Raw genomic sequence first — 16882 nt, 5'->3', positions numbered from 1 at the left:
ACTGCGTGTCCCCGGCGCCCGCCACCTGCCAGGCTGGCTCTGCCGGCTTAGTTCGCTGCGCCTTCAGCTGCGCCGTCGTTCTTCTTCTCCGCCTTGGCGCCCTTCGCGGAAGCCTTCGCGGAAGAACCGCCCTCGAGCTGCGTATCGACGAGTTCTTCAACGGCGGGATCATCCTGATCGGCTTCGGCGTGCTCGAGGCTGGCCTTGGCCTTGTGATCATAGATCTCTACCTGGGCGTTTGTGGCCGATTGCGAAGCCGAAGGCCGGGTGGATTCACCCTTGCGCGTCTTCGCAGCCTTGCGGCGTGCCGCCTCACCGGTGCCGAGGTCGGCGAGCACGTCCACACCGCGCGAGGCGGTGTAGCCCACTTCGCCTTCGAAGGCGTCGATAATGAGGGTGCGCAGCTCGGAGACGAGCGGGGCCTTCGGGTTGGCCGGGGTGCACTGATCCTCCAGGGCGCGGTCGGCGAGCCAGTCAAGCTTGGGCTCGAGCGCTTCCCAGGTCACCCCGTTAGCCTTGAGGCTCATCTCAATACCGAGATCCTCAGCGAGCTTCGTGACCTCGTCGATGAGGGACTGTACGCCCTCTTCGGTGGTCGAGGCCGGGAAGCCCATGTAGCTCGCGAATTCCGCGAGGTCTTCGTCGGCGCGGTAGTGCTCGTAGGCCGGGAAGATGGAGTGCTTGTACGGCTTGGTAGCGTTGTACCGAATAACATGCGGCAGGAAGATCGCGTTGGTGCGACCGTGCGCAATATCAAATTCACCGCCAACCTTGTGCGAAAGCGAGTGGACAATGCCCAGGAACGCATTCGCGAAGGCCATACCGGCCATAGCCGAGGCATTGTGGACCTTTTCCTTGGCTTCCATATCGCCTTCCAGCACGGACTTGCGCAGGTTGGCGAAAATGAGCTGGGCGGCGCGGATGGACAGGCCGCGGGTATAATCGCTGGCCATCGTGGAGACATAGGATTCGATGGCGTGCGTGAGCGCGTCCATACCCGAATCAGCCGCGGTGCGGGCAGGCACCGAGTCCACGTACTGCGCGTCCACAATCGCCACGTTCGGAGTAATCGCGTAATCGGCGAAGGGGTACTTGACGTGGGTTTCCGCGTCGGTGATAACCGCGAACGGCGTACATTCCGAACCGGTACCCGAGGTAGTCGGGATGGCCACGAACTGCGCCTTGCGCCCCAGCTTCGGGAAGCGGTAGGTGCGCTTGCGGATATCCATGAACTTCTGCTTCATGCCGAAGTACGAGGATTCGGGATGTTCATAGAAGAGCCACATGGCCTTCGCGGCGTCCATGGGAGAACCGCCGCCCAGGGCGATAATGCAATCGGGCTGGAATTCCTCCATGAGTTTCGCCCCGCGGAACACCGTGGTCGAGGAAGGGTTGGGTTCCACGTCTTGGAAGATATTCCAGGCGACGTCGTCCCGGCGGGCCTTGAGGTGATCGATAATAACGTCCACGTAGCCGTTCATGACCATGCCCGGGTCGGTGACGATGAAGACACGCGAAATCGCGGGCATCTTCTGCAGGTACTGCGTGGAGTACCGCTCGAAGTACGTCTTCGGCGGAACCTTGAACCACTGCATATTGTTACGCCTTTCCGCGATTCGCTTGATATTAATGAGGTCGACGGCGCTGACGTTATGCGAAACGGAATTCCGCCCGTAGGAGCCGCACCCGAGCGTCATGGACGGGATGAGGCCGTTGTAGACGTCGCCGATGCCGCCCAGCGCGGAAGGAGCGTTGACGATAATGCGGCAGGCCTTCATGCGCAGCCCGTATTCGCGCGCCACGTCCTTATCTTCCGTGTGGATAACCGCGGTATGGCCCAAGCCACCGAAACGCAGCAGCTTTTCGGCCACGTCGAAGCCTTCGGCATCGCTTTCCACGGTGGTGTAGCCGAGTACCGGGCACAGCTTCTCACGCGAGAAGGGTTCTTCGGGGCCGAGGTCCTCAAGCTCGACGAGGAGGATCTTCGTTCCGGTAGGAACATCAATGCCCGCACCTTCGGCGATGCGGTCCGCATTCATACCCACGACGTCAGCGCTGATCGTGCCATCAGCCTTGACCATGAATTTAGCCAGGGCCTTCTTCTCTTCCGGGGTGACGATGTGGCAGCCCATACGCTCGAATTCGGCCAGGAGCTCCTCGCGGATCGAGGCGTCGATCACGAGAGACTGTTCGGAGGCGCAGATCATGCCGTTATCGAAGGTCTTCGAGAGGATGAGGTCATTAACGGTGCGCTTAATCTTGGCGGTCTTGTGTACGTACACCGGAGCGTTACCCGGGCCCACGCCCAGGGCCGGCTTGCCGGTGGAGTAGGCGGAGGCCACCATGCCCGCTCCTCCGGTGGCCAGGGCCAGGGAGATGGAATCGTGGTTGAGCAGGGTCTTCGTGGCTTCCAAGGAAGGAGTTTCGATCCACTGGATGCAGTGCTCGGGGGCTCCGGCGGCAATCGCGGCGTCCAGCATGACCTGTGCGGCCAGCGCCGAGGACTTTTGCGCACTGGGGTGGAACGCAAAAATAATCGGATTGCGAGTCATGATGGAGATAATGCACTTGAACATTGTGGTGGACGTCGGGTTGGTCACCGGCGTCACCCCGGCAATCACGCCCACGGGCTCAGCGATTTCGATAATGCCCTTTTGCTTATCCTGACGGATAATACCCACGGTGCGGTCATACTTGATGGAATTCCAGATATATTCCGTGGCGAAAAGATTCTTGACGCACTTATCTTCGTAGAGGCCGCGGCCTGTTTCTTCAATGGCGGCCTTGGCGAGCACCATGTGCTGATCAACCCCGGCAAGGGCCATCGCATGCACAATCGCATTAATCTTTTCTTGATCGAAGGCATCGAATTCTTCAAGGGCGGATATTGCCTGCGATGCCAAGCGATCGATCATGTCACCAACGTTGGTGCGGTCACCAGTTTGCTGAGTGGTAGCCATAGTTCGCTTTCTCCCAATGGATCCGCGCCTGTGTCACCTTCGGCATATAGCGTTGCCCCACGCCACGGGATAACCGCGGTGCGGGAACGACGCTGGCTCTTGACGAACCATGCGCGTTTCCGTACGAGCCGTGATGCCGGTTGCCGGCTCCATCGTCGCTCGCGCCTTTACTTTAGCGAATGAAAGATGCTTGCGTTGTAGCGCAGCTCGCACCGGGCGCGCCGCGGGACGGATCGGGGGAAAGTCGGGACTTTCTGCCCGTTACCTGCGGTTTTGCGGGCGGGAAAAGCGCTGAAAAACCCTGAAAATTCCTCAGAAAATCGCGGTTCGCGCGCGCGGCGCGACGCGAAAAGTAAAAGTCAGACAACTTCGCGGGACTGATGTCCCCTTCTTCGCAGCCCGCAAAGTTATTTTTTTCACGACGGCGCTAGCCGGGCGCGGGGTGCTTAGGCGGGTGGGATGGAGCTTCGCGAGGCTCCGCTCACGCCGCTGGCGGGATGCCATTTCCGTATTACGATAATTGCATGACCGAAAAGATCAAGGGCACACCGGTTACCGAAGAACAAATACAAGCATGGGCCGCTGAAGCGGAAGCCGGCTACGACGTTGACACTCTTACCAAACGGGGACGGGGACGCCCCGGGCGAGGCGCCGTTCCCAGCCAGGTAGTTGCCGTCCGTTTCACGCCAGAGGAAATTAAAGCCATTGATGCTCGCGCTCGGGAGCTCAATGTAACACGGTCCGAACTGATTCGCGAAGCCGTCTTAGCATGACAATTTCACTTCATGCCTCAGCCAGAAAACACGCATCGAACATGAACCCGGCGCGCGACTCCTGACTGCTACTCCCGGGCGTTATTGGCCGGCTCGCTGACCCGGCGCAGCGCGGGCACCAGCGCTAGAACAGCGAGCAGGGAAAGCACCAGCGCGGCCAGCAAAGCCACCAGCAGCACGGGAGAGAAAGAGGCATCCAGGGAGACCGAGCGCATCTCCATGAGTAGCCAGCCGGTGCCGAAACCGGCCGCCGTTGTGAGCGTGGCGATCACCGCCAGCGGAAGCACCGATTCCACCACGAGCATGGCGGCCAGCTGGCGCACCTGCATGCCGCTCAGGCGCAGGGTTAGCAAAGAGCGACGTCGTTCCAATAACCCCGCGTACGTCGAGACCAGCAGCGACACAATCGCCACCGCAAACGTCAGGGCAATTCCGGCGTAGACCAGGTAGGTCATCGTCTCCACGGTCTTATCCACCGCCACCGCGATGCCGCGCCCACCGGCGAATACATACACGCCGCCCGGCTCGGTAAGCTGCGCATTCATGAGGACCGTGCGCACGGCCTCAATATCGCCCGGCTCGCGCAGCTCCAGCAGCACCGCGCTCGCCTCCCCGGAAATATACGCGTTGTAACTTCCCTGCACGGTTTCGGCTAACTGCGTGGCATCGGGAGCTTCGACGACGGCGCCCGGCGCATCCGCCAAATCCCAAAAGTTCACGCCCACCACGCCACTGCCCTGGCACATGAGTCCCACGGCGCGGGCAGCACTCTCGCAGGGAAGCACCACCCAGGACCGCGCGAGATAGGGCACGGTGAGGGCCCGCGCCCCCGGAACATTCGCGGGAATCGCCCGGGCCGCGGCCTCGGCCTGCTCCGGGCTGAGGTTGGCGAGCACCGCGGTGGTGCTCGGCATTTTCTCCGCCACGGTCGGCACCTGCGCGCCCAGGAAATCCACCTCGGAAACCGTGGTAATAAAGAAGGTACCGGCGAAAAGCGCGAGGATCACCCCGGAAACCGAACGGGCGATCCGCCCCGAATGCGCCCGCACGTATTTTTGGCCGATAATCATGGGCGCCCGCCGTGCCCAGCGTGCACTCAGGCCGGCCAGCGCGTAAATCAGCCAGCGTGCCGCCACCACCAGGCCGAGCATCATGATGACCAGCGCAATCAGGAAGAGATTTTGTTCGGTGCCGGTGGCGTTATCCGGCTCGCTGGTGAGATACAGGTAGCCAAAGATCGCGCAGGCCAGCGCGATACCGGCAAAACTGAGCGGAGAGGGGCGGGTGAGAGTGCGGCGGCGTCGTACCACCCCCAGGGGCGTGGCCTCAATGCGCCGCAGCCCCCACAGATTCGCTCCCACCACCATCGCAATAATCGCGAGCGCGGCGAGCGCGTAGGCTAGCGGCGTGACCGCGAGGGACTCGGCCCAATAGCGCCCGCGCGCCAGCGGAATCTCCGCGAGAAGCGGCCACGCCACCGCGAAAAGCGCCGCACCCAGCGCGTACCCGGCCGCCGCTCCCACCAGGGCCTCGAGGATAAGAATGCCGCGCACCTGCCGCGTGGTTGCACCCACCAGGCGCAAGGTGGCGTAGCGCTGTTCGCGCTGGGCACTGCCGAGCGCCGCCGAAATCGAGATAAGGAAAAGCACCGGGAAAAGCAGCACCACCAGGCCGATGAGAAGCAGAATGAAATTCGGGTCGCTTCCGCTGGCGCCGGCCGGCTCGAAGGACGCGAGGCTGCGAGCATCGGCCACCTCGCTCAAATCCGCCCCCACCACGGCGAGGAGGTCGTCCGGGCCGTTGGTCAGTTCCCGGGGCAGCGTGCCCCGATCCACGCGCCCGAAGCGGTTGGCAACCGCGGGATTCGCGCTGGTTTCCAGCAGGGTGCGGGTACCGCGCGAGAGCAGATATTCCCCGCGCCCCGGCCAGGTGATGCCGTGCAGCTGCGCCGGATTGCTTACCCCGGCCGCGTCCACATACACAACCTCGACCTGCGCCCCACCGATCATCGCGAGGTCATCAATACCGGGGCGATACATTTTTATATGCGACGACGCCGCAGCTGCGGGTAGATCCGAAACATAGGGTGCATCGTGAACAGCTGCCTCCCAGGATTCGGCGGTGCGATCAAAAGTCGCGTGGGTGAAAGCTGCGAAGGCAAGCAAGAGGACGGTTCCGAAGGCAACCGCGCCGGTAATGAGGGCGAGGCGACCCTTGGTTCGAGTGAGGGATTGGCGTACCACGCTCCAGGCCACGCGCATCGGTTACGCCTCCAGGATTCCGTCGCGGACGATGATCTCGCGGTCCGCGTAGGCGGCGATGGTCGGTTCGTGGGTGACGAGGACGACGGTCATGGCGTGTTCCCGGGCCAAGTGCACCAGTCCGCTCATGACGTATTCGGAGTTGAGGGAATCGAGAGAGCCGGTGGGCTCGTCAGCGAAAAGGATGCTGGGGTGGGGGCAGAGCGCGCGGGCGATGGCGATGCGCTGAGCTTCCCCACCGGACATTTCGCCAGGTAGTGCCTTTGCGTGGTCCGCCAGGCCGACGCGTTCGAGCCAGCGGTAGGCGGTGGCGTAGGCGGCGCGCTTCTTGGTGCCACCCAGGAGGAGCGGCACCGCGATATTATCCAGGGCGGTGAGCTCGGGGACGAGCTGGCTGAATTGGAAAACGAAGCCGAAATCTTCGCGGCGCAACCGGGTGCGGTCATTATCGGAAAGCGTGGTGAGTTCGCGAGGCTGGCCCTCAGCATCCGCCGGGGCTGAGCCGAAGTAGGTAACCGTGCCACTATCGGGAAGCTCAATACCGGCCAGAGCGTGGAGGAGGGTGGATTTGCCCGAGCCAGAAGGGCCCATAATGGCCAGGATTTCCCCGCGGCGAATATCCGCACTGACACCGCGCAAGGCCGTGGTTTTTCCGTAGCTTTTCACGAGGTCTCGCGCGGAAAGAATGGTGTCGCTCGCGCTTGGTGCGCCCGTAGCGGTGACAGTCATGGCGGTAGTGCTCATAGCTCCTCCTTGAGCTGGTCGAGGCGCGAGGAGGTCACCTGGATCCACCGCAGATCAGCCTCGATGTGGAAAATCGCGCTGTCGAGAAGGAGTTTTTCAGCCAGCGCAGCGTTCTGTTTGCGGGTGGTGAGTTCGCGCATACGCTGTTGGTGGGTGGCGCGCTGCGCTTTGAGGTAGCCGGAAGCGTCTCCGGTCACGAGGAGGGAGAGAATCGTTTTAAAATAGAGGTCCTCTTGAAGTGCGAGTGCCGGGACTTCCGGGGTGGTCAGCCATTCGCGCAGGGCGTGCTCCCCGGTGGTGGTGAGAGCATAGCGGGTGCGGCTCGGGCCACCCGAACTTTCGCGATCATCCACCTGCTCCACTTTGGCATCGCGGGCCAGACGCGCGAGAGTGGCGTAGACCTGGCCGGCCAGAATCGGCTTATCCCCCGCGAAGTAGCGGTCGTAGAGTTTTTTCAACTCGTAGCCGTAATTCGGTTCACGGGTAAGCAAACCGAGGAATGCGTACTGAACTTCCATTCCGATACCAACTATTCACTCAGTAACTAGTCCTACTAGTCACCGAGTGTATAGCCGCCGGTGCGAGGGCGCAAGAGGTGCGAGGGCGCAAGAGGTGAGGGGCGCAAGGGAGAGTCGGAGCGAAAGCAGGTGCGCCGGGCGGGTTGCGGTGATCGCCAAACGGGCACACGGCGCAGCAGGCGCGGCGTCGTCGCTATTACCGCAGCTCAACGAGTTGAAAGCCACAAACGGTTTTCCTCATTCAGTTTGCGTCTCGCGCAATTTGCCATTACCCTTTCGACCATGGCTTACAACACCGCTGCATTCGTATCCGCCTCCACGGCTATGGGTACCTGCATGTGTATGTGCATGCGAATGTGCATGTCCCGCTAAATTCAGCTAGCGCATTCTTATCACCGCATCGCCCGTAGTGGGCACAATTCCCTTATTTTTCGGATAGCAGTATCCGTCATTTCACGCACCCAAAACACCCAAAAATGGATTAACTATGCCTAAAAACCTATCTTTTGCCACCCGAGTTGTTAACGATTACTCCGCATCGCGCCCGGATGACCAGTACCGCGCGGTCATCCCGCCTATTTATTTGGCCTCCACCTTCGAGCAACCCACCGATGGTTCAGCGGGGCCGTACGGATATCAACGCAGCTCCAACCCGACCCGAGGCTCTGTGGAATCCGCGGTTGCGTACGTGGAAGGCGCCGAGCACGCGCTGGCTTTTGCCACCGGGATGGCTGCTACCGCGACGGTCTTTTCCTCTCTCACAACAGGAGATCGGGTTTTACTTACCTCATCGGTTTACGGAGGCACTTTCCTACTGGTGGACGAATTTTTCGCTCGCCGCGGCATAACCGCCGAATTCGTCGATGATTTCAACGAATTGACCGAGATTCCGGAGGATACCGCGATGGTATTTCTGGAATCGCCCACCAATCCCACCCTGCGGGTGACCGATATTTCTCATGTCGCGTCGTTAGCTAAAAAAGTTAATGCCAAGGTTGTTGTTGATAACACCTTCTCTACCGCATACCTGCAAAAGCCCTTGGATCTGGGCGCAGATGCCGTTGTTTACTCGGGAACGAAATATTTTGGCGGGCATTCGGACGTTTTAGCGGGATTCATATTAACGAACGACGATGCCTGGTACGCCAGCCTGAAAATCGCCTCCAAAGCGCTGGGCAATCCCCTCTCCCCCTTCGATTCTTATTCGATTCTGCGCGGGTTGAAAACGCTTGTTATCAGGCTCGACCGGCAGCAAGAAAACGCCGCAATCCTGCGGGACTACCTCGAGCATCACCCAGCAGTTTCGCGGGTATTGGCTCCCGGCTGGTATTCCGCGAAAGAAAAGGAAATTCACGCGCGGCAATCGAAGGGCGACGGCGCGCTCTTCGCCTTCGAGCTCGCTGAAGGTATCGACTTCCATGCCTTCGCGAAGAATCTGAAACTTATGCGCTTCGCGGTTTCCCTGGGCTCCGTGGAAACTCTCATCTGCCACCCGGCAAGCATGATCCACGAAAATCTAAGCCCGGAAGAACGCGAAAAGGCAGGCATCTCTGATCGCCTGCTGCGCTTATCCGTTGGCATCGAGGACGTTCACGATCTCAAGGCCGACCTAGAAAACGCCCTATCCGCTATCGATTAAGGGAACCAACAAGTATCCGAACTATTGATTACTCCACCCTTCTGTAAGGGAACCATAATCACCCCAACCATCAAGTAAGGGAACCACAATGAAGAAAATATTTAAGGTGCTGGCTGCCGGCCTTGCCGCTGTGACCGTCTTGAGCGGTTGCGGAGCCGAAAAAGATTCGCTCGCCCAGATCAAAGAAACTGGAAAAATCAAAGTAGGTATCGAAGGCACGTTCGTGCCTTACGGCTACCATGATAAGACAGGCAAGCTGGTGGGCTTTGAAGTGGAGATCGCCAAGCTCATAGCCCAAGACCTTGGCGTTGAACCCGAATTCGTTGAGACAAAATGGGATTCCCTCATCGCCGGCCTTGACACGGGTAAGTATGACATCGTCATCAATAACATTAACCCGACCGAGGAGCGCCGGAAGAAATATGATTTCACCGCGCCTTACGCTATTTCTCGTTCCGAGATTCTGGTGAAAAAGGGCACCGGCATTACCAAGCTGGAAGATCTGAAAGGCAAGAAGTGCGCTCAGACGCCGTCTTCTGACTACGGCCAAACTGCCGCCGCAGCTGGCGCCGAGATCGTTCCCACCCAAGGTTTTTCGGAATCAACCCAGCTGGTCATTAACGGCCAGGCAGACTGCACAGTTAACGACGTGGTGACGGTTTCTGACTTCCTGAAGAAGACCACCGCTACCAATCTGGACGGAATCAAAGTTCCTGGTGGCGAACCGGTACAAATTTCGGTCATGCTGGCCAAGGGCGCTGATCCTCTCAAGGAAAAGCTGAACGAATCTATTGCGAAGGGCCTCAGCAATGGCTCCTACGCACAGATTTTCGAGAAGTACATCGGCGAAGATATTTCGCCTAACTAAGCCCACATAAAAGGTACGTCATGAATACGATCACGCTATGGCTCGAGTCTTTTCCGCAACTCTTAGAAGCCACGTTAAAAGTTACGATTCCGCTTTCCCTCATTTCTTTCGCGATAGCGCTCGTGCTGGGCATCGTTACCGCCCAGCTGCGGCTATCGAAGAGCCGGATAGCTCGGGCCATAGCGTGGTTCTACGTGTGGATTTTCCGCGGCACCCCGCTTCTCGTGCAACTATTCATCGTCTTTTTCGGGCTGCCCAAAGTTGGCATCACGCTATCGGCCTGGCTGGCCGCGATCATCACCTTCTCGCTCAACACCGGCGCGTATATCTCCGAGGGAATCCGCGGGGCACAGCTCTCCATCCCGTCCGGCCAATGGGAGGCCGCCGCCACTTTGCGGCTGACACATTGGCAAACACTGCGGCACATCATTGGCCCGCAGATCTGGCGAATCGCGCTGCCCTCTATCAGCAACGAATTCGTGAACCTGGTGAAATCAACCTCGTTAGCCTCCGTCATCACTATTTCCGACGTTTTCCAGATCGGCCAGCAGATCACCGCGCGCGTCTATGAACCCTTGATACTTTACGTTGAAGTCGCGGCGATTTACCTCGCAATCTGCACGCTGCTGTCATGGCTGCAGACATACCTGGAAAAGACAACCTCTAAGTACGTGGTGAAAAATGATTGAGATAAAAGACCTAACTAAAACCTTCGGCAGTGATACCCACGCCTTAGCAGGCGTGACCGCGAGCTTTTCACCCGGCAAGACCACCGTGATCGTGGGCCCATCCGGCTCCGGTAAATCCACGCTGCTGCGCACGTTGAACCTGCTGGAGATTCCGAATTCCGGGCACATCAGGGTTGAGGATTTCTCACTGACCTTCCCCACCCAGGTAACACGCGCAGATAAGGAACAAATTCGTTCGCACTCTGCCATGGTCTTCCAGGGTTTTCATCTATTCCCGCACCTGACCGTCCGCGAGAATGTTGAACTCGCCCCGCGGCTGCACGGAAAAGACCAGAAAGCCGCGCGCGCTGACAGCGAGTTATTACTTGAGCGGGTTGGCCTCAGCGCGAAAACAGATGCTTATCCTGCCGAGCTTTCTGGCGGCCAGGCCCAGCGGGCAGCAATCGCCCGAGCGCTAGCGATGCGCCCGAAGTATCTTCTATGCGATGAGCCTACCTCCGCGCTGGACCCGGAGCTCGCCGCCGAGGTTTCCAAGGTTCTATCCGAACTGGCCAGCCAGGGGCAGGGCCTCATCGTGGTGAGCCACGATATGAATTTCACCAGGCGCGTGGCAGACCAGGTGGTTTTCTTGGACGCGGGCCACATCCAGTACGAGGGCGCCCCGGAAGATTTCTTCACCTCGAAGAACGAGCGCATCGTGAAATTCCTATCGGTGTACGCCCCATCAGAAAACTTGTAGGAGCGCGGCAGGCGCGGCGTCGTCGTACTACTATGGCGCGCACCCGCGCGCGTTCCTAGGCGTTATCCGCTTCCCATTCACCAAACGTGCGGCCGTCATCCGCGAGCCATTCGCGCCGGCCGTTCGAGGAGCGCCCTAGGATCACCGCGGCCGCGGTGGAAGGCGAGCCGAAAGCAATATCGCGGGTGAGAACCGCGGTGCCGTCGGAAAGTTTTATGGAACCATCGTCAACGAGCTTGTGATGCAGCGCGGCGTAGTTGGTGTAGGAACGGAGCGTCGATTCGGAGGCGCCGCGCAAGTGCCATTCGGCGACGACGCGCGAACCTTTGAGAACGAAATACTCGCCATCCACCAGCTGCATCGTGGCATCAACACCTTTATTGGCCTGGCGCAGATGGAAGAGCGTGGAGGTGGCGGCGGGCGTTTCAGGAGCGGGAGCCGCGGGGATTGTTGAGCGCGAACGCAGCACATTCACGCCGAGAATCGGGAGAATCACCTTGACGTTATCCAGGAAAGATTCCGCCGAAGCCTGCTGCCCCTCCGAAAGCTTGCGCAGCCGCGGGACCTGCTTATTATCGGGCATGGAGCAACGTTCGGCCGCCTGAGCAATATCCACGAGGCGCGACTCCAGGTAGCCCCAATGCCCTTCGTTGAAAGATTTTTGCATGCTGCCGATAATGACGACCCGGTTCCACTGCGGTTTGCGCTGGTCGTGGGTACGGAGGCGCTCGCTGAAATTCTCGGTTTTGCCGATATAGCACCAGGTGTTGTCGATAGCGTCCGGGTCCGCACCGAGGAGGAGATAGACGCCGTTACCGTGGGCATCCTCGCGCCGCAGCAGTTCCGATAATTGGTCGCGGCGTGCAGATACGACGACGCCCGTCCAGTCCGCGATGCTTGCCGTCATAATTCCGCCGGGCGTGCCATCCACCAAGAACAGCTCAATCGCTTTGCCGCGTGCCATGCCACCAGTGCCTTCCGTGAGTTCCCGGTTCCGGATAACCTTCAAGTTCCCAATAACGTTACTAATGCAAGAATTATAGACGCGCTGGCGAGTGGCTACCGGGTCGGGTAGCTGGATCTTGGGTGTGCCGTGGGCATCCGTGCCCCCCTCACAACGGTCCAACTTGCACAACGAAAACGGTCCAACTTGCACAATTGGCGTGTTGACATGCCATAACGTAGTGAAAGGAGGGCTATCCATATGGGCGGCTTTTCAACCCGCCTTATCTAATCTCTGCGTTCCACCACTAGCTACCGTTATGCTCAGCGCCACCCCGAAGCAACTTTTGACCGATTGAGAAACTTTTGGGCTTCTTTTCGAATCGCCGTGCGCGCATGGTCGACGGGTTTATGTTGACGCCTTAGGTGATCAGGTCTATCGCTATCGCGATAAAACAGCTTTAGAGGCCGACGCCGTCCTGGTCTTAGATGATGGACACTGGGCCTTGGTTGAGGTGAAACTGGGAGAACAATCAATCGACCAAGCTGCCGGCAACCTCAAAAAGCTCGCACAACGGATCAATACCTCCCACGAGGGCGAACCCGCATTCTTGCTTGTAGTCACGGGAACTCAAGTGACTTATCGACGTAACGACGGCGTGCTGGTCGCACCCTTGGCGGCGCTTAAGCCCTAATGTGGGACTTATTCTAGCCGGCGGCAAGGCACGGCAGTAGGCTCGCGATGATACGGGGGTGCGAGTTGGACAAGCGTAATCGCGAGCACCGGCCATTATTTCCACCAAGAATCGCGATTCTAATCAAGTACGTCACGCTTATAGCGTCGTCCCAGCTTGTTGCCATCGGATTGTTTTATTGCGTGGTCGAAGCAAGTGTAGCTACTACTTCTTTTGCATCCGTATTAGAAATGAGCTTCCTGACGACATTGACCGGTTTCTTCCTCAGGAGCGGCGCCATCACTGCTTTGGTTGTAGCCTGCTTGTTATTCGCACTCGTATCTCTCACATTAGTTGGAACGCTTACGCGTAAGCACGAACTGTCCTTATTTTCAGCGTTGTCCTCCATCACTCTTGGCCTGCTATTGCATTCACCGGCCAGGTGCGGGGCCCTGTTCCCACACGCACTTGAGATGCCACCGATATCTCTTGGGTTACTTCTGCTTTTCGCGGTTCCTCTCGCAGTGGCTATCTGCGGGCGGCTGATTCATAAACACTAACTGGAGCCACCTGAGAGAATCGAACTCTCGACCTATTCATTACGAGTGAATCGCTCTGCCGACTGAGCTAAGGTGGCACGCTACCGGCGGCTAGCCGCACGGGCGGCCAGTTCACAAGGCAACAGATGCATACTACCCGGCTAGCGCGCGGGCGCGCAAACCCCGGCGCCGTGAGCTAGCGAACGTTGAGAGTCGGGCAGGGCCGCCAGCGGCAGGCGCGGCGGCGTCGTAAAAAATAAAAGCGCGTAAAGAAAAGTGTTGCTCCCCGGGGCGAGAGTCACATGAACTCGCCTCGGGGAGCAACATGGGGATTACAACATCCCCAGATGAGCACACCGACCACCACAACCGGCGGCTCAGGTCTATAAAGCTTTTTGACGATCAGCCCTGCTTGAAAGCCCATTCAAGAATGGCCACATCAGCACATACAAGCATAACGCCCCGGCGCTAAGGGAGCAAAGAATTGCGTTCCCTATTTATGCGCACAACTTCACTACGGAACCGTAACATCGTGAAATTTGCAGTAATTCCACGATGACCTGGGACGATAGGCCGATATGAAGCCCACGCCACGACCGTTCATCCCGGTCGTTCACCGCACTAACGCGCCGGGCAATTGAGGTTCTCCGGAACGGCTCCGGTCAGGTAAAACTGGCGAATCGGATCGTCGATGCACCGGCCCGCGGTCCCGAAAGCAGTATGCCCATCGCCTTCCCAGGTCACCAGCACGCCGGATTCCAAATCCTCGGCTAGGGACTTGGCCCAAGCCTGCGGGGTAGCCGGATCATACTTGGTGCCAATCACGACGATGGGAGCCGCACCGGCCGCGCGGAAAGGCCCCGGATTTTCCTTCGCCTGGGCGGGCCACACCTGGCACAGATCCGAACCCGCGTAAGCATCCCCCAGCAGCGGGCCGTCCTTGGTGGCCCGCGAAGCTTCCTCTAGTTCCGCATCCGTTGCGGGCCGATAATCCGCGCAATTAATAGCCCAATTCGCCTCCGTGGAATTATCCAGGAAATGCCCATCGCTCGGATCGCGGCTCTGCCCCGTTAGAGCGATAAGCTGGAGAACCGTCCCCTTATTCTGCTTATCAACCTCGGAAATCCCCTCCATCAGCACCGGCCACAGCATCTTGCTATAGAACGGAATGGTAAATGCCGATAGCGCCTGGGCTCCCGTGAGCGGCATATTCGGGTTCCCGGTGGGAATGGGGGTGGTGGTTGCGGCGTCAATAATGGCGCGCATGCGCGCGATACCCTCATCCGAGCTTCCCTTTAGCGGGCAGCGCGAACCCTGCTCCTGCTGGCACCATTCCACGAAACGACGCGCGGATTCTTCGAAACCACGCGTTTGATCGGTGGCGAGGCGAGCCGTTCCCAGGGTGGTATCGACGGCGCCGTCGAGCACCATGCGGCCCACCTGAGCAGGGAAGAGATCCGCATACTGCGCCCCGAGGAAAGTGCCGTAAGAATAGCCCAGGTAGTTGAGCGAACGATCCCCCACCAGGTGGCGCAACACATCCAAATCCTGCGCCGCCGAACGGGTATCAACATACTTGAGGTATTCGCCGTTTTTCTCCTTGCAGCGCTGTGCCACCCGCTGCGCATCCGCGGCTTGCTTGGCATCCGCTTCCGGATCGGAATCCGGATAGGTAGTATCCACAAGCTGCTGCAATTCCGCATCCGTGAAACAGGTAATCGGGGTCGATTCACCCACACCGCGCGGGTCGAAACCGATGACATTGTATTTTTCGACAACATCCTTGCCCAGAGAAATCGAAGCCGTGGGCAGCAAATCAAGCCCCGAACCCCCCGGGCCACCAGGATTAATAAAAATCGAGCCGACGGCGCTACCACTCGCCTCTTGTTTCCGCATCGATAATTCGATGGTCGCACCCTCCGGGTCCTCATAATTCATGGGAACCTGAACGCGAGCGCATTGATCTTTGCCGCAGGAGGTCCATTCCACCCGCTGCTCATAGAACCGGGCGAGCTGCGCCGGGTACTCCGGTAGCGCGCCGGTAGAAGTATCGGGGGTGCCGCCACGCACCAGGGCATTATTGGCACACCCGGAGACTAAAAGCAGCACGGCGCCGAGAGCAGCAAGAGTTCTTTTCACGTGTCTAGCGTACGGGAGCAAGCTGATAATAGGCAGGAGGCCGCGGTAATTTCGCTAGCCGTGCAATTACTAAATTTTCGCGTCTGAGGCATTGCGCGGGTGCACATACTCTGACACACTAAATGTGATACTCACTACACATCTTCGGATGTATCGCGGTCGTTTATTTTCAACGCCACTGAACGGTGTCCACTGGCGCCGCCGTGAAAGGCCGCGGATGCAGAGGGTGCGCCGGAACGTCCCGGCAGGTAGGTGGATATCGCGTGCGCGCTGTGCAAGCGTGCCCAAACATAGGAGGAAGAATGAAGGCTATTCGCTACTACGGCAAGGAAGATGTCCGGCTTGAGGATATTCCTGAACCTGAACTCCAGCCGGGAACCGTGAAGATTTCCTTGGCATATAACGGTATTTGCGGCTCTGATCTGCACCTGTATTTTGATGGGGTCATGCCACCGGCTCCCTCGGCTGATGAACCGCACCCCATTTCCGGAGAAACTCTCCCGGTGGTTTTCGGTCACGAGTTCTCCGGAGTTGTGGATGAAGTTGGCGAAGGCGTGACCAAGGTGAAGGTCGGGGATCGCGTCGCAGTGGAACCGTTTATGGTATGCGGGGAATGCCCGGCCTGTAAGAAGGGCATGTACAACCTCTGCGAAAAGATGGGATTCATTGGAATTTCCGGACGCGGCGGTGGCCTGGCTGAGAAGATCGTGGTGGAAGAACGTTGGGTTCATAACGTTGGAGATATTCCACTTGATCAGGCCGCTCTTATCGAGCCGCTCTCCGTTGGTCATCACGCTGTCGTGCATGCTGGCGCTGCTTTCGGGAAGGCTGAAGGCAAGGTCGCCGTAGTGGGCGGAGCCGGTCCTATCGGGCTGCTCACCGCCTCGGTTCTCAAGGCCTACGGCGTGAAAACCATTGTTTCCGAACCGTCCGAAATTCGCCGCGCGAAGCTCGAGGAAGTGGGGGTTGCCGATCTTATCGTCAACCCTGCGGAAGAGGATCTGCTGGAGAAGGTGAAGGAATTTACCGACGGCGTGCTCGCGGACTTCGCTTTCGATTGCGCCGGTATTGCCGCGGTGGCCGATCAGCTTCTCAGCGTGCTCACCACCGGCGGGCACCTCGAAGTGGTAGCTCTGCACGCTCATCCCTTCGAGCTGGATCTCATGGGTGCCATTATGATGCCCGAACGCTCCATCAGCGCGTGCATTGGCTACTGCAATGATCACGAACCGGCCATCAAGCTGGTGCAGGAAGGCAAGGTCAACCTGGAGCCGCTCATCACCTCGAAGATCACCGCGGATCGCATTGTCGAGGATGGGTACAAGCGCCTGCGGGGTAATCCGGGTGAAGTAAAAATCCTCGTCTCGATGAAGTAACCCACTGAAGTAAGCGGTAAC

The 16882-nt window shown here is 58.9% G+C and carries 12 protein-coding genes and 1 tRNA gene; 6 read left to right on the top strand and 7 right to left on the bottom strand.

Annotated features, from left to right (window positions below):
- Nucleotides 1–47: 47 nt before the first annotated feature.
- Nucleotides 48–2960 (bottom strand): bifunctional acetaldehyde-CoA/alcohol dehydrogenase, encoded by a 2913-nt coding sequence (gene adhE / locus HMPREF9237_RS08525; protein WP_016443344.1) that lies wholly within the window; start codon nucleotides 2958–2960, stop codon nucleotides 48–50.
- Between the two features lie 524 nt (nucleotides 2961–3484).
- Here adhE and HMPREF9237_RS08520 point away from each other — a divergent pair.
- Nucleotides 3485–3733: a CopG family transcriptional regulator gene (locus HMPREF9237_RS08520; RefSeq protein ID WP_016443343.1), complete on the top strand. Its 249-nt coding sequence runs from the start codon at nucleotides 3485–3487 to the stop codon at nucleotides 3731–3733.
- Between the two features lie 68 nt (nucleotides 3734–3801).
- On the opposite strand, the gene HMPREF9237_RS08515 is transcribed toward HMPREF9237_RS08520, so the two are convergent.
- Genes HMPREF9237_RS08515 through HMPREF9237_RS08505 form a run of 3 tightly spaced genes read right to left on the bottom strand, consistent with a single transcriptional unit; the run spans nucleotide 3802 to nucleotide 7256 of the window.
- Nucleotides 3802–5994, bottom strand: coding sequence for an FtsX-like permease family protein (locus tag HMPREF9237_RS08515; protein WP_016443342.1), 2193 nt, complete (start codon nucleotides 5992–5994; stop codon nucleotides 3802–3804).
- A gap of 3 nt (nucleotides 5995–5997) precedes the next feature.
- Nucleotides 5998–6738, bottom strand: coding sequence for an ABC transporter ATP-binding protein (locus HMPREF9237_RS08510; protein ID WP_016443341.1), 741 nt, complete (start codon nucleotides 6736–6738; stop codon nucleotides 5998–6000).
- Nucleotides 6735–7256: a PadR family transcriptional regulator gene (locus tag HMPREF9237_RS08505; protein WP_016443340.1), complete on the bottom strand. Its 522-nt coding sequence runs from the start codon at nucleotides 7254–7256 to the stop codon at nucleotides 6735–6737. Before HMPREF9237_RS08505 ends, HMPREF9237_RS08510 begins: the two co-directional genes overlap by 4 nt.
- A gap of 487 nt (nucleotides 7257–7743) precedes the next feature.
- On the opposite strand from HMPREF9237_RS08505, the gene HMPREF9237_RS08500 reads away from it, so the two are divergent.
- From HMPREF9237_RS08500 to HMPREF9237_RS08485, 4 genes are all read left to right on the top strand, one after another.
- Nucleotides 7744–8895 carry a trans-sulfuration enzyme family protein gene (locus tag HMPREF9237_RS08500; RefSeq protein WP_016443339.1) on the top strand — a complete coding sequence of 384 codons (1152 nt, stop codon included), beginning with the start codon at nucleotides 7744–7746 and terminating at the stop codon, nucleotides 8893–8895.
- A gap of 88 nt (nucleotides 8896–8983) precedes the next feature.
- On the top strand, nucleotides 8984–9763 hold the full coding sequence (locus tag HMPREF9237_RS08495; RefSeq protein ID WP_016443338.1) for a transporter substrate-binding domain-containing protein: 780 nt from the start codon (nucleotides 8984–8986) through the stop codon (nucleotides 9761–9763).
- A gap of 20 nt (nucleotides 9764–9783) precedes the next feature.
- Nucleotides 9784–10452: an amino acid ABC transporter permease gene (locus HMPREF9237_RS08490; RefSeq protein ID WP_016443337.1), complete on the top strand. Its 669-nt coding sequence runs from the start codon at nucleotides 9784–9786 to the stop codon at nucleotides 10450–10452.
- A complete protein-coding gene (locus HMPREF9237_RS08485) occupies nucleotides 10445–11191 on the top strand; it encodes an amino acid ABC transporter ATP-binding protein (protein ID WP_016443336.1) in 747 nt (248 codons plus the stop codon). Before HMPREF9237_RS08490 ends, HMPREF9237_RS08485 begins: the two co-directional genes overlap by 8 nt.
- Nucleotides 11192–11246: 55 nt before the next feature.
- On the opposite strand, the gene HMPREF9237_RS08480 is transcribed toward HMPREF9237_RS08485, so the two are convergent.
- The 3 genes from HMPREF9237_RS08480 to HMPREF9237_RS08470 form a co-directional block, all read right to left on the bottom strand.
- On the bottom strand, nucleotides 11247–12155 hold the full coding sequence (locus tag HMPREF9237_RS08480; RefSeq protein WP_039899271.1) for a GIY-YIG nuclease family protein: 909 nt from the start codon (nucleotides 12153–12155) through the stop codon (nucleotides 11247–11249).
- Between the two features lie 1213 nt (nucleotides 12156–13368).
- A tRNA-Thr gene (locus HMPREF9237_RS08475) sits at nucleotides 13369–13444 on the bottom strand.
- Between the two features lie 523 nt (nucleotides 13445–13967).
- The gene (locus HMPREF9237_RS08470; protein ID WP_016443333.1) at nucleotides 13968–15485 is read right to left on the bottom strand and encodes an alpha/beta hydrolase; all 1518 of its coding nucleotides are present in this window, start codon (nucleotides 15483–15485) and stop codon (nucleotides 13968–13970) included.
- A 302-nt stretch (nucleotides 15486–15787) separates the two neighbouring features.
- Here HMPREF9237_RS08470 and HMPREF9237_RS08465 point away from each other — a divergent pair, with 302 nt between their 5' ends.
- Entirely contained in the window at nucleotides 15788–16861 is a 1074-nt protein-coding gene (locus HMPREF9237_RS08465; protein WP_016443332.1) for a 2,3-butanediol dehydrogenase, read from the top strand.
- The last annotated feature ends 21 nt before the right edge of the window (nucleotides 16862–16882 follow it).

The sequence above is a fragment of the Actinotignum schaalii FB123-CNA-2 genome (assembly GCF_000411135.1).
Taxonomy (GTDB): Bacteria; Actinomycetota; Actinomycetes; order Actinomycetales; family Actinomycetaceae; genus Actinotignum; species Actinotignum schaalii_A.
Note: the sequence above shows the minus strand (reverse complement) of the source record. Positions and strands in the feature narration are given on the sequence as shown.